The sequence below is a fragment of the Methylomonas sp. 11b genome, from assembly GCF_000515215.1.
GTDB lineage: Bacteria > Pseudomonadota > Gammaproteobacteria > Methylococcales > Methylomonadaceae > Methylomonas.
The window spans coordinates 2,239,052-2,264,419 of sequence record NZ_KI911557.1; the positions used below are offsets into that span (position 1 = coordinate 2,239,052).

The 25,368-nt window shown below is 53.5% G+C and carries 22 protein-coding genes; 1 reads left to right on the forward strand and 21 read right to left on the reverse strand.

Annotated features, from left to right (window positions below; translation table 11 throughout):
* Nucleotides 1-2 precede the first annotated feature (2 nt).
* From METH11B_RS0110775 to nifE, 19 genes are all read right to left on the reverse strand, one after another.
* The gene (locus METH11B_RS0110775) at nucleotides 3-1,322 is read right to left on the reverse strand and encodes a lipopolysaccharide biosynthesis protein (protein ID WP_026602048.1); all 1,320 of its coding nucleotides are present in this window, start codon (nucleotides 1,320-1,322) and stop codon (nucleotides 3-5) included.
* 9 nt (nucleotides 1,323-1,331) lie between these two features.
* Nucleotides 1,332-2,594, reverse strand: coding sequence for an O-antigen ligase family protein (locus tag METH11B_RS0110780; protein WP_026602049.1), 1,263 nt, complete (start codon nucleotides 2,592-2,594; stop codon nucleotides 1,332-1,334).
* 9 nt (nucleotides 2,595-2,603) lie between these two features.
* Nucleotides 2,604-4,958, reverse strand: a complete 2,355-nt coding sequence (locus tag METH11B_RS0110785) for a polysaccharide biosynthesis tyrosine autokinase (protein WP_026602050.1) — start codon at nucleotides 4,956-4,958, stop codon at nucleotides 2,604-2,606.
* A gap of 3 nt (nucleotides 4,959-4,961) precedes the next feature.
* The gene (locus tag METH11B_RS0110790; RefSeq protein WP_026602051.1) at nucleotides 4,962-6,062 is read right to left on the reverse strand and encodes a polysaccharide biosynthesis/export family protein; all 1,101 of its coding nucleotides are present in this window, start codon (nucleotides 6,060-6,062) and stop codon (nucleotides 4,962-4,964) included.
* A 12-nt stretch (nucleotides 6,063-6,074) separates the two neighbouring features.
* Entirely contained in the window at nucleotides 6,075-7,496 is a 1,422-nt protein-coding gene (locus METH11B_RS0110795; RefSeq protein ID WP_026602052.1) for an undecaprenyl-phosphate glucose phosphotransferase, read from the reverse strand.
* Nucleotides 7,497-8,048: 552 nt separating this feature from the next.
* Nucleotides 8,049-8,729 (reverse strand): PEP-CTERM sorting domain-containing protein, encoded by a 681-nt coding sequence (locus tag METH11B_RS0110800; RefSeq protein WP_197026948.1) that lies wholly within the window; start codon nucleotides 8,727-8,729, stop codon nucleotides 8,049-8,051.
* 79 nt (nucleotides 8,730-8,808) lie between these two features.
* Nucleotides 8,809-12,309 (reverse strand): dockerin type I repeat-containing protein, encoded by a 3,501-nt coding sequence (locus METH11B_RS0110805; protein ID WP_026602054.1) that lies wholly within the window; start codon nucleotides 12,307-12,309, stop codon nucleotides 8,809-8,811.
* A 691-nt stretch (nucleotides 12,310-13,000) separates the two neighbouring features.
* Nucleotides 13,001-14,275 (reverse strand): (Fe-S)-binding protein, encoded by a 1,275-nt coding sequence (locus METH11B_RS0110810; RefSeq protein WP_026602055.1) that lies wholly within the window; start codon nucleotides 14,273-14,275, stop codon nucleotides 13,001-13,003.
* Between the two features lies 1 nt (nucleotide 14,276).
* On the reverse strand, nucleotides 14,277-14,729 hold the full coding sequence (locus METH11B_RS0110815) for a hypothetical protein (RefSeq protein WP_020484890.1): 453 nt from the start codon (nucleotides 14,727-14,729) through the stop codon (nucleotides 14,277-14,279).
* Nucleotides 14,730-14,732: 3 nt separating this feature from the next.
* Complete coding sequence (locus tag METH11B_RS0110820; protein WP_026602056.1) at nucleotides 14,733-15,695, reverse strand: DUF364 domain-containing protein; 963 nt, start codon at nucleotides 15,693-15,695, stop codon at nucleotides 14,733-14,735.
* Between the two features lie 9 nt (nucleotides 15,696-15,704).
* Nucleotides 15,705-16,085 (reverse strand): hypothetical protein, encoded by a 381-nt coding sequence (locus METH11B_RS0110825; RefSeq protein WP_020484888.1) that lies wholly within the window; start codon nucleotides 16,083-16,085, stop codon nucleotides 15,705-15,707.
* The gene (locus METH11B_RS0110830) at nucleotides 16,082-16,588 is read right to left on the reverse strand and encodes a hypothetical protein (protein ID WP_026602057.1); all 507 of its coding nucleotides are present in this window, start codon (nucleotides 16,586-16,588) and stop codon (nucleotides 16,082-16,084) included. The genes METH11B_RS0110825 and METH11B_RS0110830 overlap by 4 nt, the downstream gene beginning before the upstream one ends.
* Before the next feature lie 3 nt (nucleotides 16,589-16,591).
* On the reverse strand, nucleotides 16,592-16,915 hold the full coding sequence (locus METH11B_RS0110835) for a (2Fe-2S) ferredoxin domain-containing protein (RefSeq protein ID WP_020484886.1): 324 nt from the start codon (nucleotides 16,913-16,915) through the stop codon (nucleotides 16,592-16,594).
* 833 nt (nucleotides 16,916-17,748) lie between these two features.
* Nucleotides 17,749-18,066, reverse strand: a complete 318-nt coding sequence (fdxB, locus tag METH11B_RS0110845) for a ferredoxin III, nif-specific (RefSeq protein WP_020484885.1) — start codon at nucleotides 18,064-18,066, stop codon at nucleotides 17,749-17,751.
* Between the two features lie 9 nt (nucleotides 18,067-18,075).
* Nucleotides 18,076-18,291 (reverse strand): CCE_0567 family metalloprotein, encoded by a 216-nt coding sequence (locus tag METH11B_RS0110850; RefSeq protein ID WP_020484884.1) that lies wholly within the window; start codon nucleotides 18,289-18,291, stop codon nucleotides 18,076-18,078.
* Between the two features lie 8 nt (nucleotides 18,292-18,299).
* On the reverse strand, nucleotides 18,300-18,773 hold the full coding sequence (locus METH11B_RS0110855) for a NifX-associated nitrogen fixation protein (protein ID WP_020484883.1): 474 nt from the start codon (nucleotides 18,771-18,773) through the stop codon (nucleotides 18,300-18,302).
* Between the two features lie 510 nt (nucleotides 18,774-19,283).
* Nucleotides 19,284-19,715: a nitrogen fixation protein NifX gene (nifX, locus tag METH11B_RS0110860; RefSeq protein WP_026602059.1), complete on the reverse strand. Its 432-nt coding sequence runs from the start codon at nucleotides 19,713-19,715 to the stop codon at nucleotides 19,284-19,286.
* Nucleotides 19,716-19,759: 44 nt separating this feature from the next.
* The gene (nifN, locus tag METH11B_RS0110865; RefSeq protein WP_026602060.1) at nucleotides 19,760-21,157 is read right to left on the reverse strand and encodes a nitrogenase iron-molybdenum cofactor biosynthesis protein NifN; all 1,398 of its coding nucleotides are present in this window, start codon (nucleotides 21,155-21,157) and stop codon (nucleotides 19,760-19,762) included.
* A 1-nt stretch (nucleotide 21,158) separates the two neighbouring features.
* Nucleotides 21,159-22,601, reverse strand: a complete 1,443-nt coding sequence (gene nifE, locus METH11B_RS0110870) for a nitrogenase iron-molybdenum cofactor biosynthesis protein NifE (protein WP_020484880.1) — start codon at nucleotides 22,599-22,601, stop codon at nucleotides 21,159-21,161.
* Nucleotides 22,602-22,938: 337 nt separating this feature from the next.
* Here nifE and METH11B_RS27815 point away from each other — a divergent pair, with 337 nt between their 5' ends.
* A complete protein-coding gene (locus METH11B_RS27815; protein ID WP_026602061.1) occupies nucleotides 22,939-23,736 on the forward strand; it encodes a hypothetical protein in 798 nt (265 codons plus the stop codon).
* A gap of 135 nt (nucleotides 23,737-23,871) precedes the next feature.
* Here METH11B_RS27815 and METH11B_RS0110885 read toward each other — a convergent pair whose 3' ends face one another.
* Both METH11B_RS0110885 and METH11B_RS0110890 read right to left on the reverse strand, forming a co-directional pair.
* Complete coding sequence (locus METH11B_RS0110885) at nucleotides 23,872-24,072, reverse strand: YgaP family membrane protein (RefSeq protein ID WP_026602062.1); 201 nt, start codon at nucleotides 24,070-24,072, stop codon at nucleotides 23,872-23,874.
* An 8-nt stretch (nucleotides 24,073-24,080) separates the two neighbouring features.
* Nucleotides 24,081-25,358 (reverse strand): NAD(P)/FAD-dependent oxidoreductase, encoded by a 1,278-nt coding sequence (locus tag METH11B_RS0110890; protein ID WP_026602063.1) that lies wholly within the window; start codon nucleotides 25,356-25,358, stop codon nucleotides 24,081-24,083.
* Nucleotides 25,359-25,368: the final 10 nt, after the last annotated feature.

Here is a 25,368-nt window from a genome sequence, read left to right on the forward strand (position 1 = left end):
TTTTAAGCATCCGCCGCTAGCGGCTCTTGTCTCAATGTTTGAATAGTTCCAGGCATGGCGCTGTGATTCGCTTGCCAGGGTTTTGCCAACAGCGCCAACACCAAGGCTTCGATACCGAAATAGACCGGATTGGCCCAAGCCGCGCCAGGCAAGCCGTATTGGCTAACGAGTAAGGGAATCGTCATCGCCGCCGTCACCGCACCGCACAAGCGCCCTTTCAACAAGGTTTTGGTGCGTTTATGTGCCAGCAAGGGTTGCGCCACTGCGGTACCCAAAGCATGCAAGGCACAGCCCAGCGCCATGGCCGGCATTAAATCCACCGCGGCGTGATAGGATTTTGCCAGCACCAGCGAAGCCACCCAATCCTTAGTCAGCAGCAACAGCAACAAACCGACCGCGCCCAAAGCTGCGACACTGGCTATCCACAGCCATAAAATCGAAAAGGCCTTTTGCAATTGCTGTCCAGAAAAGGCTTGAAAATAAGCCGGCTGAAAGGTGCGCAGCAACACCATCGCGCTGCGGTTGAAGGCCTCGTTGACGATCATATACGTTGCGGCATACAGGCCCACGTCGGCGGCAGTCAGCAAATAGCCGATCACATAGCGATCGCCCAAACCGTTGATCCAGAAAATCAATTCCATCGGGATTAAAGGCAAGGCATAAACCCACACTTCGCGGCGGAAACACCGGCTGGCAGTCGCTGGCATCCGCACGGCCTTTCGGCGTTTGACGACAACCCAAACCAGATTGGATAGCAAGCTGGCCAGGATATAACCCAGCAATACCCATTCCGGATTGCCGCCCAACCACCAGACCAGCGCTATTGCCAAGGCAGGCCGTAAAATACTGTCGCTGGTTTGCCAAAGACTGGCCAGGCGCTGTTTGCGCTCGCCTATCGCCAACTGTATGCCCAGTTCGCGCTGTACCGTACTCGCTAACAATACACCGGCCAACAAAAACAGCACGGAGCTGCTATCGGTAAAATAGCCGTAGGCAAAACCGCCCAATATCAACAAACCAATCGACAGCGCGGTGGCTTGCAACGTCAAACATAAGACAGCAACATGTAAACCGTTGCGCTCAGCCGGATTTTGGCATTCCGGCACCATCCGCATGCCGGCACAGATAAACGGATAAGAAAACACCGCCACGCCCAACGCCACAAAACCGTTCAACAACGCTACTTGACCGTAAACCGCAGGACTAACCAGTTCGGTCAGCAAGCGTGTTCCCAGCAACAAGGCTAGCGCCGACGCCGCCTGGCCGAACAAAGCCCAAAAGGCATCGCCGCATAACTTGGAATTTTTTAAGGTACTAAACATATGCAAGGGTTATCGCCAATGCTGCGAATAATTGGTTTGCGCGGATACCGGTGCTTGCAGGGTGTCCGAAGAAGCAACTCCGTGCTTTCTCGCCGCGGCACCTACCATCATGCCCCACAACAACATCAACAAGGCATTCTGCGGAAAATACTCCCACATATTGAAAGTCAGCCCAGCCGCGAAGATAAACATGGTCACCAGACCTTTATTGGGGTGGACAGACATCCGTGTCGTGATCCATAAAAACGTCAGATACGCCAACAAGCCGATCACGCCGTAGCCGTTCAACAAGAACAAATACAGGCTATCGGAATCGAATTGACCCGGAAAATACTCGGCACCAAACAGCAGATTGACGGTGTTGGAACTCAAACCCAAACCCCAACCGAACAATACATCCATCGGATCGTGCACATGATTGGCAAACACTCTTTGCCACAAGTCGATCCGGCCGTCCTGGGTAGGGTCAGCATCGTCGCGGCCGCTCAATAACGGGCTGGACGCCAAAATCAACGCGCCTACCGCCAAAATTGGCGCCGGCATCACTAAAGCCCAGCGATCGCGCGGCCGCAATGCGGCGTAAACCTGAAAAAACACCACCAACAGCGAACTGATAAACGCGGTACGCGAACCGCTCAACAACGCTAAAAATACGCTCAGCGCCAACCAGCGACGCATGCCGGGCACCACGGCAAACACCAGCGCGCAAGTCGCCATCGTCGCCCCGAATAAATTAGGACTGACGAAGGTGCCGAACGGCCGGCCACCGCCCAACATCGACACGCCGAACAAGGGCGGCGCCCACAGGGCTTGGGCCAGGGCCAGACCGGTTTGCAACACCAGGTAATAGCGCAGATAGCTGGCGAACTTGTGCAACACGTAATCGCCGGCGCCCAAGCGACTGGTGACAAAGCCGATCAGGGCCACCGGCAGATATTCGAACACCCGCAAGCCGGTCAGCGGCACGACCAGCGGCAAATCCAGGTATAAGGCGTAACCCACTTCAAACAACACATAGCTACAAATCACGCCCAGAAACGCCAACACCGAACTGGTAAAAATCCCGTTGCGCAAACGCGGCTCCAGCCAGGCATACACAATCAGTAAGCCCAACAAAGCCTCACGCAGAATCCGCAAACCCATTTCCTGTTCGCCGTAGACTTCCTTGATACCGGCCCAAGCCGATTCGACTTGCGGCAACGAAGCAACCGTTGACGCACCGACCAGTGCAATCAACAGCAAAGGCAAATCTTTTTCCAAGCGGAGTCTCATCGTTGCTCGTTAAACCCGCTCGTCGGTTTCGGCGGGAACCGGCAACAACTCCCTATCCAACTGCTTGCCCAACCAGTCACCCACTGCATGATATTTATCGCTCCAGGAGGATTCGTCCTTCGGTTCCTGATCGGCGCGTTGATAGGCGTAACCGTAGTACGGATAGTAAGACGAACCTTCTTTCATATCGTTGATGATGAAGCCATTCGGTTTGATGCCCACTTGTTGGAAACGGCGGGCGCTAACTTCCAATTCCTGCGCGGTGTACCGGCCTTCTTTCACCACCAGGAACGTGGCGTCGGCGTGCTTGCCTAGAATCGCCGCATCGGTGGCACCCAGAATCGGCGGCGAATCGATGACGATATGGTTATAAAAGCTTTTCAGTTGCTCCAGGGTTTCGGACAACTCGCCCAGCACCAGTAATTCGGCCGGGTTTAACACCATATTGCCGCGCGGGATCAAATCGATTCCCACATCCGGCAAGCTGACGATCACTTCGCCCAGAGTGGCCCGGCCTGCCAGCAAATCGGACAAGCCCGGTTGCTTGCCTATCGAAAATGTATCGTGCAAACGGCCGTTGCGCATATCGGCATCGATCACCAACACCCGTTTTTTGATGCTGGCCAGCAAAGCCGCCAAGTTGGCGCTGACAAAGGATTTACCCATGCCCGGCGCCGGACTGCTGACCATGATCACCTTGCTTTCATGCTGCGCCAAAGTGGCTTCCAGCGTGGTGCGCAGACCGCGCAGCGACTCGACGGAGATATCCAACGGATCCTGGCTGACTAAAATGCCGTTGTCTTTATCCTTGCCCAGCAAGCGTCCCAATTTATGCTGCTTTTTGCTGTGCGGAATCGCGGCGAACAGCGGTAAACCAACTTGATATTCCAGTAAGGCCGGATAGTTATCGTGGCGTTGCAAGGAATGTCTGAGGAAAATCAAAGCCGAGCCCAGGCTCAAGCCCAACAGACCGGCAATCGCCAACAACAAGCCCGGTTTGGGCCAATAAGGTTTTTCCGGCGTGACCGCAAAATCGACGATGCGCGAATTACCCAACGAGCCAGCGGCAGCGATGCGTTGTTCCTGGGCGCTATTCAACAAAGAGGTATACAGCTCGGTGTTGACCTGCACGTCGCGCGACAAACTCACCATGTTTTGCTGGGTTTTCGGCAAATCCTTGATGCGCTTTTCCAAAGCCGCCAGCTTGTTATTCACGCGTTTGATCTGCGCGTTGGTAGAGATCATGTCCGGATGCTCGGATTCCAAGCGCTGGCTTTGTTCGTCGTATTTTTGTTTGAGTTGAATGCCCAGGGTTTCCATATCCGAAGCCTGTTTCAACAGGATCTCGGCTTCCGCGGAAATGTCCACCGCGCCATGTTGCTGGCGATACGCGCTCAAACCTTGCTCGGCTTTTTCCAGACGTTCCTTGACGATGGGCAACTGGCTTTCCAGAAAACCCAGCTTTTGCGAGGCTTCCGCCGACTCCCAATTCACCGTGGCATTCACGTAAATTGCCGCAATATCGTTCACCGATTTGGCCAGTTGCTCCGGGTCGCGGCCTTTCAATTCCACGCTCAGAATATCGGTGTCCTTGGACACTTCTTTGACCGCAAAAGCTTTTTGCAGGGTTTCGATAGCCGACAGCGCGGTGCGGCGGGTTAATGCGAAATGCGTACCCGGATGTGCTTCCAGGGTTTCAACTTTAATGGTCACCGGAGTTTTCTCGCCGATTTCGGCACTCAATACTTCGCCAACTTGGCCCGCCAACAATTCGTCGCCGCGTGGATCGATTAATTGGAAACGACCGGCTTCCAGCGCGATCAAGGTAAATTCCTTTTCAAGATAGCGATCCGGCACGCTGAACGCGGCAATTTTCAGCTTTTCGCCACCCCAGGCCCAACGGCTGAAACCCCACCAGGCATCCGCGATACCGTCATGGGCATCGTGCCGGCGCGCCAGCGTTTCGCCGATCAACGGAAAAAAGTAAGGCTCGGTTTCTATGGTCAAATTCAGGTTATCCACGACTTTGCCCAACACCGAACGCGATCGTAAAATCTCCACTTCCCGCTGCGCGCGCGGGCTTTCCGCTTCTGCCGGCGCTTGATTGTTTTCGCTGCGCAGCGTCGCGGACAGCAACGCCTTGTTTTTATCGATCCGCAGCAAGGCATCGGCCTTGTAGGTGCGCGGGGCCAACACCAAATAAACCGTGGTGACCAGCAACACCGAACATAGCGCGATAAAAATGGTTTTCCGGCCTTCGATCAGCAAATCGACGTAGTCGCGAATACTGACGCTAGGCTCTGCCATCCGCGACTGATTCAGCGGCTGCAAGATCGGAGTAGCTTCGTTTTGTGAGTAAATCATTGGTTACATCCCCATCATCGCGGCTTGCGACATGATTGCGGTAAACGAGCCAGGTAAAATCTGGTTCAGCACCCGCGACCATTGCGTGACACCGGCGGTACCGATGAACAGCGTGTCGTGGGCTTGCAGCGGAAATTGGTCGGCTAGAATCATCGCGTCGGGCGATTCGGCATCCAGTTGGAAAATTTCCGGATGCATGTCGCCGGCGCGAATGACATAAATATCGCCGGGCCGCGAGGTATTGAAATCAACCCCGGAGGCTTCGGCCAAGGCTTGCGACAGAGTCATCCGGCCTTTGTTGATCTGGATGGCTTGCTGGCGATTGGCCTCGCCCATCACAAATACCTTGCTGTCTTTTTGATCGCCGACATTCAGCACGTCGCCGTCTTTCAACAGCAGGTTCTGGGTGGTCAGGCCTTTTTCGTACATGGACTGCACATCCAGCTTGTAAAGTTTGCCGTCGCGGGCCAGCGCCACATTGGCAAAATCCGAATCTTTAGTAGAACCGCCAGCGCGGGTAATAGCTTCCGCGACGGTTAAAGGCGTTTCGTTCATGGTCTGCACGCCGGGCCGCACCACTTCACCCACCACCGCCACCCGATGCGCCTGGAAGGACAGCACGCGGATATCCAGTTTGACCTTTTTGAAATACTTGGACAGCTCGCGGGTCAAGTCGGCGCGGGCTTCGCTGACGGTTTTACCAGCCACGTGAATGCTGCCGACATAGGGGTAATACAGGTCACCGTTCTCATCCACGACTTTACCGGCCAGTTCCGGCATGATTTTCTCGCCGCCGGGATCGTTCAGTTCCGGATGCTCCCAGACCGTAATCTGCAATCTATCTTGCGGACCGATGCGGTAGCTGGTTTTGTTGGGGTCTACAGGTGGCAGGCTATTAATGGCCTGCTGACGGTTATTCTCCCGCTCGATGATCAAATCGGCGGTAATCGGCACGATGCGGACTTTTTCCTTAACCAATTGCCCGTCTTTTTTCATCGGCATCTCGATTTCGGTCAGACCGTTATCGGTATTCATATCCATGCCCGGCGCCAGGAAACAACCGGGCAAGGTTAAAATCAGCATGATGGGAATCAATCTAAACATGTAAGCGTTTCCTTAGTAGGCGTTTTTATTGATAAATCCGGTCAGCACAGTGCGGAAGGCGATCTCCAGATCGAACCACAGCGACCAATGCTGGATGTAATACAAATCATGTTCGATGCGGCGGTTCAAATCGGTGTCGCCGCGCCAGCCGTTGACTTGCGCCCAACCAGTAATGCCGGCTTTCACCATGTGTTTTTTCATGTAGTTGGGGACTTGATCCTTAAACACTTCGACAAAGTCAGGACGCTCAGGGCGTGGACCTACCAGAGACATATCGCCACGCAACACATTGATCAATTGCGGCAGTTCGTCCAGGCTGGTTTTGCGCAGGAAAGCACCGAATGGTGTAGCGCGATTCTCGCCGGGCTTGGCCCAGACCGCTCCGGTTTTGGCTTCGGCATCGACCGGCATGGAGCGGAATTTCAGCATCGTGAACGAACGATTATTCCAACCCACCCGCTCCTGACGATAAAACACCGGGCCGCGTGAACTCAGCTTCACGCCCACTGCCAGGAACAACATTAAGGGGCTGATCAACAGCAACAGAATCAAGGCCAGCAAGCGATCCTCAATTTCTTTGATATAGCGATTGATGCCATGCAATGGCGATACCGAGAAATCCAAAGTTGGAATGCCGGCCACTGTGTTCAGGCTAAGGAATTTGCTTTGTTTGAAGGCAAAGCAGTCGATCACCAGACGAATGCTGACCGGCAGATGACGCAGTTGATACTGGGCCCGCTCGGTCAAGGATTCGCCTTGATAGGCCACCCACACTTCGTCAATAGATTGACTGGAAATAATGCTGGGCAAATCGTCTAATGTACCCAATCTTGGCAAGACGTAATCGCTGATTGCCTGCCGCTCTTCTGAGCGATCATCGACATAACCGATAACTTGCAGGCCAGCCCAAGATGAATGATTCAACTGCCGAGCAACTGCCACCGCCATTTGATTCAAACCGACCATCACAATGCGGCCCTGCGACCAGCCGCGAGCCCGCAAGAAAAGTAAAACTTGCGACAGCACCCCGCGTGCCACCAGCACAAACACCAAACCCAGCACACCCCAGGAAGCAATCCAGCGATAACTGGAACCGAACCAAAAATGCATCCGCACCAAGGCAACAATGGATACCACTGCCACCAAAGCCGAAATCCAGGCCCTGACGATACGGGCAATTTCGCCGCGCATCGCATCGTTACGCCAAGGCCGATATACCTGGCCTATTTCAAAGAAGATGATGGCGCCGAGTATGCCCAGCGCGATAACGATCCGATAATCCTGATCGATAACATATTCGCGTAACCAGAAATAATGAGTCACCCAAGCGGCAGCAAACAACATGGCGACATCGATGATGCGCAGTAACAGAATCACCGTGTGACCGTACTGTTTAAAAAGCCCGTTGAATATATTTCCCAAACCGAGTGGCATGTGTGTAACCCCTATATCGTCTTTTTCCAATGACAAGGGTCACCGTCCCTGGAAACCCAACCTGATGCGAACGGCTTGATAATCGCCATTCGCTTGGGTAGTAGATTACCGAGACAAGATGAGAGAAAGCCTGAGGGTTTAATTAAGAATGTATTAGGAACGGCTTAACTTTGGATGAAGGGGCTTTCTGAAGATAGTGTTGTCAGATTCCGGAATGGGGTTGCATCCGATTGTTGGCACTTTTCCAGACTCATGGCCCGGAAAGTCACTATTTTTGCCAGGGGATTTTTTCGGACATCCCGCTAAAAAATTGGCACAAACTACACGACAGCTTATGCCTTCGGCGTAGCGATTCGTCCGCGTCACCTCGTTCCGACCCAACAAGGGGTCGAAACATAGGCTCTTGTTGACTTGACGCCGGGAGTCCCGATGCCGTGCATATTTTCGTAGCTAATCAAAGAAAATCTGTCCTTAGCAGCGGTTATCGAGGACTAAAACCTTCTCGCTCGGTTTCCAGGATTTTCAGCGGTAGCGGGTGATATACCTTTTTACTTATCCTGGAGCGCTTGTGGAACGAGGTAATCGACGATAGGCACTTATTGCCCGCAAGCCATTTCTCAGCCGCTTGCCCTTTCGCCGGGCCGATACGGCGAACGCCATCGTCACCAGCCCAACGCCAATCAGCGCCAGCAACGAGGGTTCGGGAATATTGCCGTTTGCGCTTACGCTTATACTTGTGTCGGTAACCGGTGGCAGAAAATTGACTAATCCTGGGTCTTCCGGAATAAGTCCTTCCGTGAAAAAGAAATTCAGATCGTCGGCCAAGAGGCCAAGAATCCCGGTCCCGATACCGACTGCCTTGAGGTCTATCGTGCCGAGCAGGATGCCATTTCCGAAAATGCCGGGTCCGGAGAACAAATCGCCGTTCGACGCACCGCGAATACCGTCGCTATCACTGAATGGGGCCAGATTTAACGGGTCGTCCGCGAACTGAGCTCCCGGGGTAAACCCTATAAAATCAAATACCCCGCCCGGACTCAAAGACAGGTCGAAACCGAATCCGATGATAGCTTCCGTTGCATCAATATCCGCCGAAATTGCCACCTGTACGGTATCGCCGAGTAATGCCGTCGTACTGGAGGGCGTCAAATTAATGAAGGCCGCACTTGCGGTTTGCAAAAATGCGCATCCGCTTAGAAAAAGAATTCCGCAAAGAATTGATTTTTTTGACATGAAATACCCCATGGTTTGTTTATGCTCGTTCGATCAACAAAATGAAGCGGCCACGACGCCGGCTGCTCCCTACATTGCGTTACAGTTTGGATTTCTTAATCAAATCGCGAAGTATGCGCAGATCATTCACCGTAACCCGTCCGTCGCCATCCAGGTCCGCGTCCGGATTGTATTTCGGATCCCCGACTACGCTGCCCAGACTTTGCTGGAACAACGCCACGTCGGCCTGATCCAGTTTACCGTCGAGGTTGATATCGCCCGGCATTTTGGCTACGTAACCTTCAAACTCGCTGGCCTTATATGCCGAAGTCGCGGCCACATCGGTGGCTACCAGATTGGTGTTGGTCCCGTACATCAACAGGCTCTTCACGAAATAAGGCCCGTCTCTACCATTCTTGCCGATTCGGGTGCCATCGAAGACAAAATCAATTTGGCTGTTGCCGGCATTCAAGGACGCCCTTCTCGTATAGAAACCGATCTCCGTACCGCGCGAATCGACCAGTCGAGCACTCCATTCGTAAGTACCGCTGTTTATCAGTTTCACGGCGACGCCGACATGAAGTTGATTAAACAAGCCGTTTCCATCCGTATCAACACCGTTGTCGTTCGAAGCACCAGTCAGGGTAATCGCCGATACATTTCGAGTCGGATCGAAGTCGGTATATTGGTATCCTTTGGTTTCTTCCGGCAGCGCCAGCCGGTCGATGACTTCCTGACTCGACGGGTCGCGAAGTGAAACCTCTATGCGGTAAGGTCCGTCGATACGCTGCCCGTAAATATCCGGACCTGCAAAGTTAAGCGTCACTTGCCTGACGCCGGGCGTTACCGTGATCAACTGTTCGCTAAACACGGTGTTGGTCCCAGCAGCATTACCGAGCGTACCGGTCAGCAGGAAGGTACCACCACGGGAGAACGACGCGCCAAAGGAGACGGAGAGGGTGTCGTAAAGCCCGTTACCATTGCTGTCGACACCTTGATCGGACTGAGCCCCAACCGGCTCGATCACCGAGGCGAAGTCCTTGGCCGGATAGGCCGCTGTGACGAAGTCGAAGTCGGAAACGGTATGACTGTTGCTGTCGATCAGCGACACAACGCCTTCATAGGGACCGTCCTGCCCGGAGCGCTTGAGCGGCAACCCGGGGATAGTCAAGGATATAGTCTGTTGGCCTGCCACGATGGAGACCTCTGCATTGGCGTTGACCAAAGTTGTACCGTTTTTAATCAATGCGCCTAGCAAACGATAGTTGCCGGCCGCGCGCCCACTCACGTCAACATCGGCGCGAATCCCTTCGAACTTGCCGTCGTTGTTTTGATCAATACCTTGATCGCTGACTGCGGTAATAGCGGTCAGTATCTCGCCGAAGGAACGGTGATCATAAGCCGGGGTTTGCAGGGAAGTATTGATGTTGTTACCTCTCAACACCAGATCATAAGGGCCGTCTTGCCCGGACTGGTAAATCAGTTCCCCGGAAAAGACAATAGTGACCTTGCGGCTACCGGTGGCGCTCGCTTCAAAGGTAACGCGACTAGATAACTGAGATTCGTAAGCCGGCCGGTTTGCCACCACATTGCGGTTTTTTTCCAGCCGTCCAACTATGGTGTAAGTACCCGCGGTCAATACCTCCACGTCAATATCGGCGGCAAGGCCTTCATATACGCCGTCGCCATTGCTATCCAGCGTTCGGAAACTTGCCGTACCCGGAAGTTGCAGCTCAGTGCTCACCATGGCCATGACCACCGGTGCTAACAGCCTCGGAGCGGGAGCAGCCGGCAGCGTATATTCGTAGTCGCCCCAACCGTCATAGTGGCTGCTGAAAAGGTCGTAGACCCTGGCTCCTTCCGACGTAACAAAATACTCTCTCCCCCCGGCATCATTTGCGGTTGCGCCGGTTAGGTTGAATGCGATGAATTGAGTTTTGTTGCCGTAGACTCCATCAAACGTAGCATCGTAGTAATCCGGAAAAAACCATCCGCGCTTGACGAGGCTGTGGCTCGAAAAATAGTAGCGATCAAACGCTCCGCCACCGAGAGGTTTGGCACTACCGCGAAATGCCGGGTCAAGCGAAGGTGAACCGCTAGTTATGAAGTGATTGTCACCCGGCGCCGTTACCGGTGGCACAGCTGACAATCCACTCACACCAAGGGTAGCAGTCATATGGGTCAATACATCGCTAAAAACATAGCAGTCGGAGTAGTTGCACGTAATTGGATCCACAAGCAGCTCTTCCCACATACATTTGGGAATAACAGGGATAGGCACACCAAAGGCGTTGATGCATCCATACCGGCTGGCAATTGCTCCGGGCACAAAATTGCAGTATCCATATCGCCAATTAGCACCGCCAAAGCTATATAAGCCGTCCAGCACACCCTTGATGATGGCATCGTCGCCGGATTGACCCGAAGCCCAATCGGTAGCTTTTTCGTACCAAGTTAATCGGGGCGGGTCGACAATACCTAAAGGCGTCCCCTTGGTGACAAACAATTTGCGGCTTGCGGTAAGGCTCTGTGTGCCGTTAACGGTATAGGTGAAATCCACGGTATAACTACCAACGTTACCCGGCATTTTAACGGTAACATCGCCTTCGAAACCGTTCCAAGTAGTGGTTCCGCCAGGCCCTCCGCCGCTGGTGGTCCAATCGGCTTTGATTTCCGGCGGATCGATGCTGTTTTCGGGACAGGTTTTGAGTTTGGCCCGGAGCTTCGATTCTCCGCTGAACCAGCCAAACAGTCCTGAAGTCGCGGGCCCGGAAAAGGGGTACTCGTTAATCGGCCCTATGCGGGTACTCACATTGCAGGCCGCATCGAAATCCTGCTGGTAAATCGTGTCGATCGTCGCAGAGCCGGCATTCTGCCTTATTTTGTTGCCGTCAATAACCTTGAGCTCCAGCGCCAGTTTAGGCCGCACCGGTATGACCAAGGCAACCCAGTCGATAGCGGCGCACCAACGACCGCTACTCAAAGTGTCAACATTGATTTGAACTTTGTTGATTACCGGAACCACGTTGCCGCCACTGGCGGGACGGGAAGGAAACTTTATTTTACGAATATCTACGCTGAAGCTGTTCAGCTTCCAAATGTTGTTGTCGCCAGTTAAAAAACCCAGGCTTTGCCCGTTGAACAACGCTTCATCTCGTTCCGGCGGTGGCGTTCCATTAACATCAATGTCGTAAGCAGGCATAATAATGTCGACAGTGGCGGGAATAATACCGGCCGAAACCAGCGGCGCCGGATTGACCAGATAACCGTTGGCATCAACATCACCCACAAACTTGTCTATGACCACACTGATTACCAGCGGGTGCCCGGGGTCGTTATTGAAGGTGCAACCGGTATCCAACCCTGCACCGCCATCCGTAAAAAAGACGTCTTGCGTAGGCGGATCGAAAGGTGAAGTTCTTGGCCCCAGGGCGCTACGGAATAATATTCTAGGAGCTTGCGGCACTGTCGCCCTGTCGTCGCCATCTTGCTGGGCCGCGCGCGCCACCGGAACCAACAGCAGCAACGCGCTAAATATGAGTAACGGCAAAACTGATCTGTCTATAGCGTACAACCAGCAAAGATGTCGACGGATTTTCATAATCCCTCCATTTGTGTTGAAAGTTATTGATGCATTCGTGCCTTGATTACGTAAACTTTAAAACTACTGCGAAACCTTAATTTTGGGATAAGCGCTTGTCCGCGCTGCGGTTGAGCCGCAGATAAACAACATTCAGGCGAGCGCCGGGAAGATCAACAGCTTTAGGCATATAACCAAGTGTCCGCTACGCTCTAACATTGCCGCTAGGGTGATAGGTTTGTCAGCCGACAATAGACAGTCTCCGGGCAACCGTACGCTTGATTTCGCCTTACTGGGCTGAATACGCGGCTATTCTCGATGGACTGTGGGGCTAACACTTACGCCCCCAAACGACCATGTCGGCCGAGGTTAACAGCAAAAAACGATTCTCGCTTTGCGACGGACTTGATTAATTTTTTGCAATCTTTATCACAAAATTCTCTGTAAATCTACTGAACTTTTTAATCAACTTTTATCGACTGGCGATATTTGTAAAAATCACTTGAAGGTGATCTTTTGTATACAACGGCGGCAAGTCTGAAAATGCTGAACGTTCTCGTGGTTTAACCGCCGGTCTCACGCGAGTTTGTTATCTTCAGGAAGAAGAGTTTGTGGTGGCTGAAATGACGCGAGCTCGAATATCGAACTCAAAAAAATAGCCCAAATCAATGCGCCCGGCCGAATCACTCCGGGCTTTAAGACAATCGCAGAACTACACCCTATCGGCCAACAAGCGGATCGGATGCACCAGCTTTCGCGCGGTTTCGGCGCGATCGGCATTGAGGTAAAACGCGCAGCTAAAATTACTGCTCACTACCACATCGGCCCCTGAGCCTTCGATGGCTTGGCGCTTGGCGTTGCGCAGTGGCTGGGCATTTTCGGGATGACTAAGCATGTAGCTGCCGCCGGCACCGCAGCAGAGTTGATTGTCCGGCAAGGCTTCGATATTCAAACCGGGGATTTTCCGCAGCAGCTCGTGAACGGCGCGGCCGTTTTTCAACACATTGCGCTGGCTGCAAGGCTCGTGTACCGCGACATTTAAATTGGAGGCAGCGGGCTCTAGGTTATCCGGCCAATGCGCCAGCAAAAATTCGTTGATGTCCTGCAAGCGTTTGCCAAACCACCCGGCGGTTTCGCTATCGTCACCTTGATATTCAGTCAGCATGGCGCCGCAACCGCTGGCGACATAGATCACCGCGTCCACTTCCAGCTCGTAGAACGCTTCGATATTTTTATCTTTCAAGGCTTGCGCGGAGCAGCCGTTGTGCTGATGAATCGCTCCGCAACAGCCTTGGCCTTCCGGCACCACGACTTCATAGCCTATGGTATTGAGTAGTTTGATCGCGGCGCGTTGGGTGGCGCGGTCGAAATGTTCCGCCAGACAACCGGTAAACAAGGCTACTCGCCCGCGCTGACGCTGGCGTCTGCCGACCGGATAAATCCCTGCCAAGCTGCCTAAGGCCGGCTCGTTCAGCAAGCTTTCGGCGGTGGCCAATTTTAATTTGCGCAGCAAGCCACTGGCTCTCAGCGGTTTTCGCAAACCCGAACGCAAATACAAAGACATTAGGGGCAAGAGCATACGCCGCCGACGTTTATGTTCTATTAGGTACATCGCCAGCTTGGCTAACCAGGACTGCGAAGCGGTTTGCTGGAGTTTCGCTCTGGCCTGATCGAACAAGGCGCCGTAACTCATCCGGCTGGGACAGGCGGTTTCGCAAGCTCGGCATTGCAGACAATTATCCAAATGGGCGCGCTCTTCAGCGCTGATCGGTGCCTCCTCCACCAAGACTTTGCTGATCGTACGGATGCGCTGCCGGGGCGTTTCGGCGTCGATTTCGAACAACCGAAAGGTCGGGCAGCTGCTGACACACATACCGCAGCGCATGCATTCGCTGGCTTCGGGGATATACGGACCGTTGGGCGCAGGCGATTCCGAGCCGTTATCGCCCGTGAAGTCACCAATGCCAAAATCCATAATATCGAACATATTAGCCCTCCATCATTTTGGTGTAAGCCCGACGCAACAACTCCATTTCGGCGGGCGGACGCCCTCGAAGTTCCGGTAGTGTGCGCATCTGGCAGCCTAAGGTCTGCATCAAGCGATGCGGCGGGTCCAATAGTTTGAACCTAGCCATGTAGACGGTGACGACGCCTCTCGGGGTATCGACGTATTCCTTATAACCGGCTTCGGCATACAGTAAATCGTTATCGAACCCCAGCAGACGATTGATGGCGCTGATCAGCGTTGCCGGATGCACGGTGATTTTTCCTTCAGTTACCGTCGCGTCCTCATCGAAGGCGACAGACAGCGGCGGCAAGGACTGCGGAAAGCACACGCTGCCGCCTGCCTGCTGAGCGAACAGGGTCAGTGCGCTAATATCGCCTTTGTACATCAATAACAATCGGTGACTATGAAACGCCTCCGGTACTGCGTTATTCATTGCTTATCCAGGCGCACAGCTATCCCACAACGATTTAAAGCTGCTATCCAAGCGCGACAGCCGGCTGTTAATTTGGTCCAACAACGAGTAATGCGGGAAACGCGCCTTATTACCGTCGCGATACCATTGCTCCATCGCTTCAGTGAGTTGGGTTCTTTCGTTGAAACAGTCGGCGATTTGTTGTTTCAGCCAACTGATACTGCTTTGCGGCGCCAATTCCGCGACGCGATAGCGCAAACCGTTATTAAATATTCGCACACCGCCGCCCTGGGCTGCGGTGTGGTACAAGGCTTTCTGATCGACAATTTCCACGCCAGCCAGATAATCGATGCCAAACTCGTGCAACTGCGGCAGCCACGGTACGGTGGGTCCCATCAATACGGTTTTGGCGTGACTGGACAACTCTACCAAACGCGGAAAGGTTTTATTCGGAATGCTGCTGGCAGTCAGGAACACCCAATCGGCTTGCGGCAATAAAAACTCGCACGCGGAATCCGGCAGATCGGCTGCCGACGGCTGCCGCTCCAGAATGGTTAAATTCATCTTGTCCTGATAGCGTTCGATCCCCGGATAGCGGCCGATCACCACCACGTTTTTGGCCTGCAATTGCGGCAAAAAATGCTCGAACACCGCCAGATTAGCGTGCTCATCGTGACTGTCCAGCACCACCGATTCCGGTAAAGGTCGGGCGTTAATACAGCTATTAATCGCTGCCATCGCCACGGTGGCCTTGTATGGCTCCCATTCGGTAATCCAAGCAGCCAAATCCGTCACCGGTTTACCAACCAAAGTACCGGACCACGGCAAGGTGCGCGTGCTTTGACCCGGACTCATCGCCAAGCCGGCGGTAGCCCTGCCCTGGGATTGGCACACAGTCCAGACTAAACCAATCATCAGGTTGTCCACCACGGCATCGCTGCTGCAATAATCCAACAGCAATTCGTACAAACGTTTTGGATTAGCCATTGCCCCCCCTTATTGCGGGATGTCTAGCAATTTTGCTTCGGTTTTAATGTTGTCTTGCTGCCCCCAGGCATTGATCGCTTCGACAAACCACTGCTTTTTGGTCGGGTGCGGCTGCACAACGTCATATTCGGCATAAAAACTGCCGTCGCCATGAAATTTGATCTGGCCGATGCGCTGTTTACCGGCGCTGTACCAGTAGCCCACCAGATCCTGAGTTTGAGTAAACGGGTCGGTCACCAAGCTGAATTCGGCACTGTCAAATTTCGGCAGACTGAGTTCGGTTTGTACCGGAAAACCCAGCTTGACGATATTTTCAGTGATGCGTTGGCAGACTTTCTCCCCAAAAACCCGTCTTGCCGCCACATGTTCTGCGACCTGCTCGGCACTCATGCGGCATCCTCCATCACGGCGTCGGCCAAATCCATAATCACCGACGCCCCGGAACGATCTTCCGGATCGAGCGCGCGCATCAACACCAGAATGGATTGGGCTTCTGCATCCAATTGCCGCCGTAGCTTTATAAAAGCCAAGGCCTTTAGACTGTATAGATAAAACAGCGCGACTTCGCTGGCATACATATCCCACTGCTCCAACTCGCGCCCTAATTGCCGGTAGTCGGCAGGAAATCCCCCCTGTCGAGCAGCTTCATTCAGCGCAGCCATCACTTCACACTCGGCTTCCAGCAACCGGCCTTGGTAAAAATAAAACTTATACAAGGCAAAATAAGTTTGCAGACAACTCTCATCCAAGGCTTGCGCCTGTCTGAAATACTTTTCCGCCAAGGGCTTGTCGGCATGACTGGCGGCCACCGCCATCTGCAACAGCTTATTCACCTCTTCCGGCACATCCGGACTGAATAAAACCCGTTCTTCAAAAAAGCCGAGCTGACTCATGGTTTACCAAACCTCGGCTGGCGCGACCAAGGCGGCGACCGGCTCGCCACCCAACAAATGCTGATCGATGATGGTTTTGACGTCATCTTTGGTCACTTTGCCGTACATGACGCCTTCGGGATAGACCAGCACGCTGGGTCCGAGCATGCAAGGCCCCATGCAACCGGTGTTGGTTAGGCCGATTTTCTCGAACAGATTCCGCGCTTGAATTTGGTTCATGAACTCGTTCATCACCTCGGCACAGCCACTGGCAGTGCAGGAGCCGCGCGGATGGCCTTGCGGACGAGCTTGAGTGCAGACGAATACGTGTTTATCGGGACGAGGCATAGTGGGATTCCTTATGGTTTAACTTAAAAATAAGGTGTCGCTAACGCGACGAATTCTTTGATGTCGGTTCTCGGACCGACGACCGAGATACTTTCTTTTGCTCCGCCAAAAGAAAGTATCCAAAGAAAAGGCGGCCCGAATGCCGCTTATCCCCTGCGCTCCTCGCTTTTGAACGGGGTTGCCGAAAGGGGCGTCCTGCCCCTTCGGCAACGTGCGGCATCCATGCCGCACCCCTAACGGGCTGCTCACTCGGTACATCCGTGTACCTCGCCCTTCGGGTACTTCGCATGCAAATCGGCTATCCTGCCGATTTGTCCGTTCAAAAGCTTCGGTGCTCGGCGCGGCATACGGGAGACAAGCGTTCTACTCTCAATGCACGTACATTTACATCCAGCACCAGAAAACTAAAAAGGGCTTTTACAAAACATTGTGAAGCTTCTTCAATTGGCGGCAGCTAGATCCCGAATTTATTCGGACAACCTAGTAATTCCGGGACAAGCCCCATCCCCTATGCCGCGCCGAGCACCGTAGCGTTTATCGAGATTAGCCCGAAGGGGTGCGGCAGGGATGCCGCACGTCGGCGGAGGGGCTGGGAAGCCCCTTCTGCCGACCCTCGATAAACGCTGCGGCGCGCAGGATCTGAGCGGTATCGGGGTGGCCTTTTCTTTGGATACTTTCTTTTGGCCAAGCAAAAGAAAGTATCTCGGCCGTCGGGCCGAGACCCGACTTCTAAAAAGCCGTCGCAACAGCGACACATTACCCCTCACCGCGTGGGCACAGAAAACCGTGCCCACCCTACGCAACTAAATAAGCGGTCGCGCTAGCGACACAAACTAAGCCGCAGCCTTATGCTCATGCGTAAAACAATCCTTAGGACAAACCTTGGAGCACGCCTCACACCCAATGCAATCAGCCGCGTTCTTCAAGCTCATTACCATGGTGTTATCGTCATCGTCTTCAAAGTCGCCGTAGTCGTCACCGAAATCTTCGGCTGACAACGCTTCGTCTTTTTCGATCAAATCGAACACATCACGCGGACAGACCTTAAAGCACCGACCGCAGCCAATACAGGTACGCTGATTGATATCGGTAACGTACGATGGTGTCCAGACTGTGCCGCCGTAGGTAACGCCGGTTACAAATTCGCTCATGATCGTCTCCTAGGCCGTTTCTTTGCTGGCAGCCAAAAATTTCTTGTTGGCATCGTCCCAGGCTTTGCAGGCGTCATAAGTCGCCTGCGCGATGCCCATCAATTCGCCATAGGCATCCGGCAGCCTGTCTTCGATCAAATCGTGCAACACGGATGCCGCTTCGCTAGCAATACGTTTGGCTTTCTTGACGTCTTTTTCCAATACTTTCAGTTCTTCGTCGCTCATAAATCACCTCAAGCTTCGGCTACTTCTCTATATGTTGCGATCAAACCCAGCGCTTTTTCGATCGTTGCATCGGTTTTTGCCGCCAAATCTTCCAGGCTGGGAAAACCAAAGCGGTGCACGTCGCGCAAGACTTTATCCACGACAATCAATTTGCCCACCAATACCAACGCGCGGCCAAAGCCCTCGTGGGTGATGTTGATTACCGGCACTGCCATCAAGCCGCCTTTCTTCTCGATCAACGACGCGATGGAGTTGTAATAGGCTTTAACGCGCGCCAAAGTGATTTCATCGGGATCGCCGATGATCGGAATTTCACGCTTACGTTCTTTGGTCATCACTAGCGGATCGATAATCTTTTCTTCCGACCAGCCTTCATAGGTATCGTAGGTATCGAGTGCACGCAATTGTTTAACCATCTCGACGACGATTTCCGAGTTCATGAACGGGTCGCCTGCTTCGACGACTAATGCGGGTTGGGCCATGGTGGTTCTCCTTTGGTTTTTTGTTTGGTTAGGTTTGTGGCCTAACTGAAAAGTATTCATTGCGTGTCGCTAACGCGACGGCTTTTAATGTCGGTTCTCGCACCGACAGGCGAGATACTTTCGCTACGAAAACCATCCTTGGTTTTCGCCCTTCGGGCCAGCCTATCGGCTGTTCAAATTCGTCCCAGACGAATTTGTGCTTGTCCAAAGAAAAGTATCCAAAAGAAAAGACACCCGGATGCGGCTTATTCCCTGCGCTCCTCACTTTTGAACGGGGTCGCCGAAAGGGGCTTCCTGCCCCTTCGGCAACGCACCGCATCCCTGCGGCGCCCCTACCGGGCTGCTCACTCGGTAGATCCCTATACCTCGCCCTTCGGGTGCTTCGCATGCAAATCGGCTATCCTGCCGATTTGTCCGTTCAAAAGTTCCGGTGCTCGGCGCGGCATGCGGGGCAAAATCACTCCGACGCGCCAAGGCTTTTAACTATTCACGAGCTACCCCCAACCCAATCTATTCATCCCAGCCTTCCTCTTCCATCGCATTAAAACGCTCAGGACTCGGTCCCTTGTGTTGGTTGATGGCTTTTGCCAACCAACTGGACGGGCCGGCTTTCATTTCGGCCTGTAAATCCGCTATCAGATCCTTGATGGTGCTGCCTTCGTGAACTTTGATCGGCTGAATGCCTTGCGCGACGATTTGTTTCACTGCCGAGGCGCCAATGGCCAGGCAATACACAGCCGCGCAGCCTTCCAGCAACTGAATCTTTACAGACAACTTGTCTTCGTTGCCGTCCTGCGCGAGTTCGCCAAATTGCGCAGCTTCCATGAATTCGGACTGTTCCGGATCCACAGCGTAAACAGCAAACGATTTGGCCGAACCAAAATGCTGGTCCACATGCGCCATGTCGGTAGTGGCAAAAGCAACTTTAATAGCGGTTTCCATAGGCATCCTCTGTTCGTGGGTATGCAAAACGTGAATGCGGCGGGCTAATGACATGACGGCGAGCACGCTTGACGTTCGGATTCGGGTTTTTGCGCATAAGGCGAGTAGTACGGCTCGATCTCTTCGTGAGCAAAATTAATCACCAGATTGGCTAAATCGAACAAGGTTTGTCGAGTACCCCGATAGCCAATCCAGGTTTTTTGATAGCCGCCAATGATGTCGTAGAGCGGAAAGCCGATACGCAAAATCGGGATGCCCAGCCGTTCGGCACTAGCGACGGCGTGCGAGTTGCCGATCAGCAATTGCGCTTTGCGCTCTTTCGCCATCACTTCCAAATCTTCCAGGTCGCCGATCTTGATGCTGTCCACTGGTGCGGTCGCCAGCACCGGGGTATTGCCGGCGCAGATCGCGGTAACCACCTCCGCGCCCATGCCTTGCACCAAATGAATCAAGGCATTGAGCTGATCCGGATCGGCAGCGATAGCCACCCGCAGTTGACCGAGCATGAAATGGGTATCTAGCATCGCATCCTGCAATTGCGCACGTTGCCGTTCAATCTTTTGCGGCACCGGCATTTCGCTGATGTCAGCTAGCGTAGTGATCAAGGCGTCGTTAGCCTGCAGGCCATAAAGATGATCAAAATAGAAACTGGGGACGCCGGTTTTTTCCTGCAAGAGTTCGCCGGATTTACGCAGTGACGCACCGATTATCAAGCTGGCTCTGGCCTCGCCCAAGGTCGCCAGTTCGGAGACCGGCGTACCGCCTATAGTCACCGGCGAAAAGTCATCGTCGGTTAAGCTCCCATCCAGGGAGTCGGATAAGTCAGGCACCAGCACAGGCCGTAAATTGAATTGCTCGATCAAATCGCGCAAGGCTTCCAGATCGCCCGGCGTCAACATGGGGCTGACCAAACAATTGACCTGGCGTTGGCGATTACAGGGTTTGGTACCGGCAGTTTCCGCGTCCGGCACCAAGGCCTTGACGATTTCGTAAATAGTTGCTGCGTAACCGGTTTCCACGCAGCCGGTAAAGTCCGGAGTATTGACTGCCACCACGGCGACATGCGCGTATTCCGGATAACGTTCACGAAACTCGCGAACGTTGCGATGTACGTCGCAGCCTTGAGTTTCTGCCAAACCGGTAGTCAAAACCGCGATCAAGGCTGGGTTGGATTTTTCGGCAATCGCTTTGATGCCCTCAATCACATTTTCGTCCGCACCCAACACCGAACTAGCTTGATCCATCGCGGTGGTTTGCAACGGAATAGGTTCGCGAAAGTGCCTGACAAAAAACACCTTGGCAAACGCGGTGCAACCTTGTGAACCGTGCAGCATCGGGATCGCCCGATCAAAGCCCAAGCAAGCCAAGGAACCACCGGTAGGCTGACTAGCCTTTAGGGGATTGACCGACAGGGCTTTATTGCGTTTGACGATTTCGGCCATGTTATGCCGCCTGAGCCGATAAGGGCTCTGCTTGAATCTCTGCGGCAGCTGACTTTTTCAGGCCGCCAGTGCGCCAAGGCGGTGTGGCCCGCACGGCTTCCCAAACCGGGCTTTCCAAGGTCAAGGCCAATTGTCTGACCAGCTCCAGCATACCTTGATAGCCTTCGTAGCCGAACTCGCGCTCTTGGTTGATGTCCAGGAACGGGATGCGCGCTTTCAACGCTGTGTACATATTTCGGCCACCGGCGATCAAAATGTCGGCTTTGTAATCGGCGACCACTTTTAACAAGGCTTTCGGGCTGCCGTCTTCTATCATTAAGGTGTCTTCGCCCATCAGCTCACGAATCCGCGCCTTGTCTTCTTCGGTGGATTTTTTGGTACCGGTGGCAACTACCACCATGCCCAAATCCTGTAGCGCCGAGATCACCGACCAGCTTTTCACGCCGCCGGTAAACAGCAACACGCGTTTGCCTTTTAGGCGTTCTCTCCAGGGCGCCAAGGCTTCGCGGATGCGGTTTTCTTCCCTGGCGATGATGGCTTCGGTGCGCTCGATTAAATCAGGATCGTTTATTACCCTGGCGAAGTCGCGCAAGGCTTGGCTAGTATCGGTAATGCCGTAAAAACTGCCTTCGAACCACGGCGTGCCGTAGCTTTGTTGCAGCTTGCGGGCCACGTTGACCATGGCTTTGGAGCAGACCATCATATTAACTTCGGCTTTGTGCATGGTTTGCACTTCGCGGAAACGGGCATCGCCGGACAGGGTACACAATACGCGCAGACCCATTTCGTCCAGCAACGGCAGCACATGCCAGAACTCGCCGGCGATGTTGTATTCACCCACCAGATTGACGTCATGCACCTTGATGCCTGGCCGTTCGGTACCAGGCGGTAATGGGTCGGGATCGCGGGTGCCGATCACATGGTTGACCATCGCGTCACCGGCAATCCGGTTACCCAAGTTTTTGGTGCCGTAGAAACCAGCGCAATCAATAGGCACAACCGGCACACCCCATCGCTCGGCAGCTGATTTGCAGGTGGCATTAATATCGTCGCCCACCAAAGCCGGCACGCACGTGTTATAGATAAACACGGCCGGCGGGTTATAGGTCTCGATGGCTTGTTTGATGGCGTGGAACAGGCGTTTTTCGCTACGCCCCATCACCACGTCTTGCTCAGTCAGATCGGTGGTCATACCGATTCGGTATAATTCCGAGCCGGAAGAACGGGTGCCGCGGTTGTCCCAAGAACTTCCGGCACAGGCGATAGGGCCGTGGACGATATGCGCGACGTCGGCGATCGGTAATAGTGCAATCTGTGCACCATCGAAGGCGCAACCACCTGCCGCTGAACCGGGTTTGGGTTTGGCACAGCCGGACTTTTCCTTCTTGTTATGCTCGCAAGCCGGTTCGTCCAGCAGTTCCGCAATATCTTTGGTCGATTTCATAACACAACCTCACGTTTTTATTAAAACTTGAGCAACGGTTGTGCCAACTCATAAATAATTGAATTATCTAAAGTTTGATGCGGATTGATTTGTAGCAAACCCGACAATCCGTCTTCAGCGCCAAACAAAAAATTGTCTGGATTAGTCCGACCGCCAGGCTGGATTTATACTTTGCGGACCAGTCCACCACAGTTGAGCGCCATGACAGCAACGCCTAAAGGCCAACAATGCTATCCAACAGAATTGTTCCGGGCGGAATGGTGGTACACAACTTTACTCAGACGCGAGTGCGCGATGCGCCTGAATTGCCAGTACCGCCAGTCCAGTTTGTAGACAAATGTTGGAAGAATTTTGGCATTACCTGGGCGTACGGGCCGTCAGCCGCGAAGCACGTATATTGGGTTACGCTCGGGAAATGGCCGCGTTGCAAGCCAGGCATCGCCGCTGTCGACAGGCTTGGCACCCACATATCCTGGCGACTAAACGCGCTGTATTGAAAGCCGCCCAAGGGCGGCATAATCAAGGTGGCGCCGCCCTGATTATCGGTGGAGGCAGTGCACACGACCTGCCCATCAAAGCGTTATTGCAACAGTTCGAACAGATAGTCCTGCTGGACATTGCTTTCAGCTATCGGACTCGCCGCCTAGCCAAAATCTGGCCTGGTCGTGTTTTCTGCCATCTGCATGACGTGACCGGCACCGTAGACTGGTTGGCGCAACACCGGCAGATACCGCCGCAAGCATTAGTAAATAAACCACCGCATCCTACGCTACCGATCAAGCCGCACTGGATCGCTTCAGTTAATTGCCTGACCCAACTGCCATTGCTACCGCTGGATTGGCTGGCAACTACCGCCCCAGAACCCGCGCAATTAGAGACTTTTGGCCGGGCCTTGATCTTGGCCCATCTCAATTGGTTGGATAGCTGGCAAGCGCCGGTTTGCCTGATAACTGAAATTGAAGATCAGCACCATGGCCGCAACGGGATAATCGATCGAACCGACTACCGGCCCATTATGGCTGGCTATATTCAACATGCTGATCAGCTGGCGAGTTGGAATTGGACTGTTAATCCGCCGGGTGAAATGGCGGACGGGATGTGGGAATCGCAAACGGTGGCGGCTTATTTAAAATAGACCCGTGGCCCTTCAGAACCACATCTGACCACCCCTCCCCGCTTCGATCACAAAGTAATATTAGGCGCAAAAAGGTGGTAGGCGAAAAAGCCGGATCGTTGGCCTGCGAAAATCCGGCTCTTTATATTTAACGCATCAGAATGCGCAGCCCGATTTGACGCCGAGTTTTTTCAGAATAATCGCCAACGGACAAAAACCGCTGAACGATGCTTGCAACAGATTGGCGCCAACGAACGCGGTAAACCACAGCCAATTCGGCGAATGCCAGTGCGCCAGCGCCAAACTGATTAGGATAAACGAGCCGGCAAACGCCATTACCATGCGATCGATAGACATATAGCCTCCTATTTCAAACGAACCACACCGAGGAATTTCAATATCATGCGTTCGTAAAACGGCTCGCTGATGCCGTTTTTAATCTTGCGCATAAAATATTTTTCAAAACCGATTTTCGCCAGATGCACCCATTTGCCATGGTTGGACCAAGTCGTATTTCTGGGTGGAATTTGCGGCACAGCCAAGAACGCCACGCCGGTGTCGCCCAAATCGGCCAGGCACAACGCGCTTAAACTGGGTATATCAGACGGTTGTTTGCCGGCCAGTTCGTCGCGAATATTATGGGCCGTGGCGGTAACCATCGACTCGATCATGTAACCGGTTTTCGGGGTGCCGGTCGGCACCGGGGTTTTTTCCACCGGCGGCAAGGCGATGCAGACCCCGACCGAATAAATGTTTTTGTAAGTCGGATTGCGCTGATGTTGATCGACAATCACAAAACCACGCGGGTTGGTCAAACCTTCCGCGCCGGAATGGCGCACGGCATCGACGCCAGTAAAAGCCGGCAGCATCATCGAGTGTTTAAACGGCACTTCGTGTTTTTTCTTGTCGTTACCCTCTTCATCGACTTCGGTGACATACATCATGCCGGCTTCGATACGATCCACCTTGGCATTGGTAATCCATTTGATGGTTTTGTCGCGCAACGCGCTTTCCAGCAAACCTTTGGTATCGCCGACCCCACCCAAACCCAGGTGGCCAATATAGGGCTCGGAGGTGACAAAAGTCATCGGCACTTTGTCGCGGATTTTGCGTTTGCGCAGCTCGGTTTCCAGAATCATCAGATATTCGTAAGCCGGGCCGAAGCAGGAAGCGCCTTGCACCGCGCCAACCACAATCGGACCGGGATCGGCCATGAATTTAGTCCAATCCTCGGCAGCCAATGCAGCATGATCGACATGGCAGACCGATGAGGTGTACCCGCCGTGCGGGCCCAAACCGGGCACTTCATCGAAGGCCAGGCGTGGACCGGTAGCGATGATTAAAAAGTCGTATTCAACCGAAGAACCATCAGCTAGATCAATTTTGTTATTGGCCGGATCGACTTTGGTTGCGGCCTTTTGAATAAAGTTGATCCCCTTTTTCGCCATCACCGGCGCCAGCTCAATTTTCAAATCCTCGGGTTTGCGCCATTTCGGCGGCACCCAGGGATTGGAGGGCACAAAGTGGAAAGTCGGCGAGTCGGAAATCACCACGACTTCATGCGCATTTCCCACTGTCTCCTTCATTTCGTAAGCCATCGGCACACCGCCGATCCCCGCACCCAATATTACAATTCTTGCCATGACCTTCTCC